3 protein-coding genes are annotated in these 4,245 nt (G+C 44.3%); 2 read left to right on the forward strand and 1 reads right to left on the reverse strand.

Going from position 1 to position 4,245, the window contains the following annotated elements:
• The first annotated feature begins 423 nt into the window (after window positions 1-423).
• Window positions 424-1,791 (forward strand): AAA family ATPase, encoded by a 1,368-nt coding sequence (locus ALQ04_RS19575; RefSeq protein ID WP_183142228.1) that lies wholly within the window; start codon window positions 424-426, stop codon window positions 1,789-1,791.
• The gene (locus ALQ04_RS19580; RefSeq protein ID WP_122317395.1) at window positions 1,788-3,113 is read left to right on the forward strand and encodes a GGDEF domain-containing protein; all 1,326 of its coding nucleotides are present in this window, start codon (window positions 1,788-1,790) and stop codon (window positions 3,111-3,113) included. The genes ALQ04_RS19575 and ALQ04_RS19580 overlap by 4 nt, the downstream gene beginning before the upstream one ends.
• 405 nt (window positions 3,114-3,518) lie before the next feature.
• Here the strand turns inward: ALQ04_RS19580 and ALQ04_RS19585 are convergent, their stop codons facing one another.
• The gene (locus tag ALQ04_RS19585; protein WP_122317396.1) at window positions 3,519-3,734 is read right to left on the reverse strand and encodes a DUF6124 family protein; all 216 of its coding nucleotides are present in this window, start codon (window positions 3,732-3,734) and stop codon (window positions 3,519-3,521) included.
• Between the last annotated feature and the right edge of the window lie 511 nt (window positions 3,735-4,245).

A 4,245-nucleotide genomic window follows, 5' to 3' on the forward strand; every position in this document is an offset into this window, starting at 1 on the left:
AAAAAGTTGACCACTACACTCCGGTTTATTGGGTTTTGCGTGAGGGGGGGGGATGTGGTTGTTTATGAATGGCCATTTTCGGCCAAGTGGACACTCAGAAGATGCTTATTCAGATAAATAATGGAAGTTATAAATTATCATCTAACCTATAAAGCCTCCTGTTTTTAGCTGTTTTGACGATTTTTTGCCCTAGGAGTGTAGCTGATAGACACCTTCGAAATATTCATCTGATTTACTTGACGCACACTTTGCCTACGAATTGCTAGTAAAAACACCTTGTGACGAGAGCCCCATCCTTTGATCACAGTGAACTGGCGCACTCAGAATAGACTGGATGGCGGCAAATTGATATCATTAGGCGCAGGCAGTTCGGAGAGACTGAAACTGCACCTGATAACGCCTAACATGACATGGACGAGAAAGATGCGTTTAACACAAATCGAGATAACTAATTTATTTGGTATATTTGATCACGTCATTCCATTGTCGCATGATGGTAATGTAACAATTATCCATGGGGCAAACGGCGTTGGCAAAACCATGTTATTAAAAATGGTGGCCTCGCTAATAGGCGGAAGAGTCACAATTTTTGAAAAAGTACCTTTCCGTCAGTTTAAAGCCACTCGCGAGGATGGGAAAACTATAATAATAACAAAACAAATCAGTCAAAAAAGTAATCACGATAGAGTTAATTCAAAAATAGAAATATCAATGGTAGACTCAAAAGGTGAGCCTTTAGAGTGTGACAATATTTCATCGCAAGAAATATCCTCCGAGTTTCTTGACTCAATTGATCACCTAGTACCTGCGCCCTACCACCGAAAACTTGGAGGCTGGACGAAAGGCGGCGGAAGAAAAATCTTCTCCGTAAATGAGATAATAGAATTCTTTCCATATATATCTAAGCACTTGCCAGACAGTTTTAATGTTAATGTGTTTTCTGCATTTACAACTAATATGGAGATTTTTTTCGTTGAGACAAAAAGATTATATGCAGAGCGAGAGCAGTCAGATCATAATCCGTTTAACACTTTCGATGATGATGATCAACCTAAAGGCGACGATCTCAGAGTACATCAATATTCTGCCGATATTGTTACCCGAATCAAAACTGCCTTGGCTGATTATGCTAAACATTCCCAAGAGCGAGATAGGACTTTTCCGGCCAGGCTTGTAAAATTTGTAAGGGATGAAGAAAGCTCCTTGTCAGAGAAAAGCATTCTTGCCTCCATGTCAGAAATCGAATTGAAGCGTCAACGCCTGGTTGCTCTTGGCTTTTTGGATAGCGAAACTGAGCTTAGAGATATTAGTGAAGAAGACGTCCGTCGCTCCGCGGCTGCTCTGACTATATATGTAGACGATATTAAGCAGAAGCTTAATGTTTTTGATGTGCTATCGGATCGCGTTGGGCGATTGATGGATATTGTAAATGCAAGATTTAAATATAAGCGTCTAACTCTCAATAGGACTGAGGGTTTTCGATTTAAAGCGCTAAATGGTGCTCCTATTGATATTAGTGATCTGTCTTCTGGCGAGCAGCATGAATTGGTTTTGCTCTACGAGCTGCTTTTTAGAGTTCCGAAAAACGGGCTTGTGTTGGTTGATGAACCGGAAATATCACTACATGTTGCATGGCAGGCTAGTTTTCTGGAAGATCTCATGGGGATTCTAAAACTTACAGAATCCTATGGAATAGTTGCTACGCACTCGCCAGTATTAATAGGTAATCACTGGGGTCTAACAAAAGAATTATTTGGTCCCAGCGTTGAAGAAGTGATGGGGCAGAAATGAGAGAATATATCGACATTCCTGTGCTGGTTAACTTAGTGAGCATGATGCGAAGTGAAACTGTCGGTGCAATTCTTTTGGTTGACCATGAGACTGAAGGACGTTTCTATGACTCTTTAGCTCATCAAAACGCCCGAGTTATACCTAGCCCTGCCATGGCTATAGAAATATTATCCTCAGCAACTCGGCGTGGTATCGCTGGATTGGCAGCCGCAGTTAGAGGTACGAGAGCCACCGCAGATCTAGCCTCATTTCAATTTCATCCATCACTAGGGGATGCTTCTTCTCTACTAATTTGCTCACCTAATTTTGAACGCGCTATTACAAATGCGACCGGTCGAACTTGGTATGTCACTTGTGAGAAAGAGATAGGTTCACTGGCAGTTCGTTGTGCGGCACTTGCATGTGCTTTAGATCGCGTAGCTGCTGTAACATCGTTGTTGCTCGATACAGAAACTTTACTGAACTTCATCGATTGGAATCTGTTAGGTCTGCTTGAGAAATCTATTGCAGATGCTACAAACTCAGAAGCCTATAAAGAAATACAATCGTTATTTGAGATTGACTCTAAGAAAGAGCTTCGAGAGCTTCTAATTTGCTGTGATGGAGATTTGGCGATAAATATAGTTTCAGCTGCAATTGAACGTTATCGACCGCACGGGTTAAAACCAGACTCCATTGTGTCAAAGGTCGAAGTATCTAAAATGCTTGAGCTAAGCTATCCGCTTGAGAGCATAGAAGATGATCCTATTTTCTGGAAAATGAGGAAGTGGGAACGAAGTAACCCAAGGTATAGTCTATTGCGACAATGGCGAACATTAGATCCATTCAATCTGGTATGGGATCAGAGATACTGGGATGTAGATTTAAAGTCCCTACTAAGCCTAGGGGAACCGGGAGGTGGTCTTAGTCTAATAAAACTTGATCTTGATAACTTTAAGTCGGTGAATACGAATCTAGGTCACGGCGGTGGCGATGAGGCCATCAAAATCGCAAGCCGGGTAATTCTTTCCATTACTATTGGCGCAGGCGAAGTATATCGTCGCGGCGGTGATGAATTTATTATTATTGCGCCAGATCTAAGAGGAGATGATGCAGAAAGCTTATCCGAAAGAATCAGAGCTAAAATCGAGTCGGTTTTTTTGGTTTGGGGAAACAGCAAGCATTTAGACATTTGTCCAACAGCCAGTATTGGTGTAATTGACGCGGACTATGGTGTTTGTTTTGATGAGCTGACCGAAGCTGCTGATCAAGCTCAGCAGCTTGCAAAAGACAACGGAAAAAATATCTCGATTTATAAAAAGCTAATAATTAAGGAGGATTGAGAGTTACAGGGAATTGCTGTCTAGGGAACTACTGCGCAGCGTAAATTGTGAGTTTGGTCGACAAACAATTACTTGTGTTGTAATCGGGCGTAGGGTACTCATAATTACCTAGATAGCAAACCTCTACTCTTGAATGCTTTTAATCAATTTCAATATTTGGCCAAGAGCGGTGACCGCCTGCTTTTTGCCGATTCCTACCAATCACGACCACCGAAAGCGTTGCTCAAGTCGAATAAATATAACGGCTCAAGCAATTGTAATCACACATGAGAGAAAGGAGAGGTTTGATCATTCTGTGAGACCGGATAGAGGCCCGTATATCTGCGACACTTTCGTTTGCGGAAATAATGCCCTCACGGATAAGCGAATCGCCATCCAATCCGGTCCCACACCATCTATACAGCTTTAGCGCGGTTCCACCCGCTCCAACGACCGATCCAGCTCATTCCTGGCCATCCCGATCAGATGAACAACAGAAAAAGCCAAATCACGTTTCGGACCATTGAGGCTGTCGCCGGATTCGTAGGCGGTAGCGGCTGCGCAGCGCAGCAGTTCGGAGATGTGCAGCAGGGATTCTTCGAGCGATGGGGCAGCAGGTGGATCGGGTGTTAACTTTTTCATAACCAGTTTCCTCATGGGGCCACCGTACAGTCGCTGCTAAACGATTGAGGGTGGCGGCTTTGTCGCGGGTTAGCAGACCGGGGAAACTAGCCAAAAACCGGCGCACCCGAAGGTGCCCCACGCAAAGCCGCCATAAGGGCGTTTCTTGCGTGGCTAGTCATCCCTCGGGCTGCTAAACCCGATCACTGATGTGCAGTGACGGACACAGCCTAGAGAGCCAAAAACACCCACGCAAGGGGATAGGATTTTCTAGGAAAGTTCGTGCAGAGGAAAGGGACAGGTCCGTAAGAAAGGGCCTGCAAACGAGGCATTTCGTTAGCTGAAGTTACATCGATAGCCAGCATTTTGCGTAGACAGGAGATTACTTGCCGCTCGCAGAGGTTGGTTGCGGGCAAGTGCTCATTAACCTTTTATGAAGCTGTCGCGAGCAAGCTCCCTCCCACAGGATGAGCGCAATCCTTGTGTGAGGGGGCTTGGCAGGCTGTAGACGCAGCCTGTAGTGGTCAACTTT

Source organism: Pseudomonas cichorii (assembly GCF_003700275.1).
Lineage (GTDB): Bacteria > Pseudomonadota > Gammaproteobacteria > Pseudomonadales > Pseudomonadaceae > Aquipseudomonas > Aquipseudomonas cichorii_B.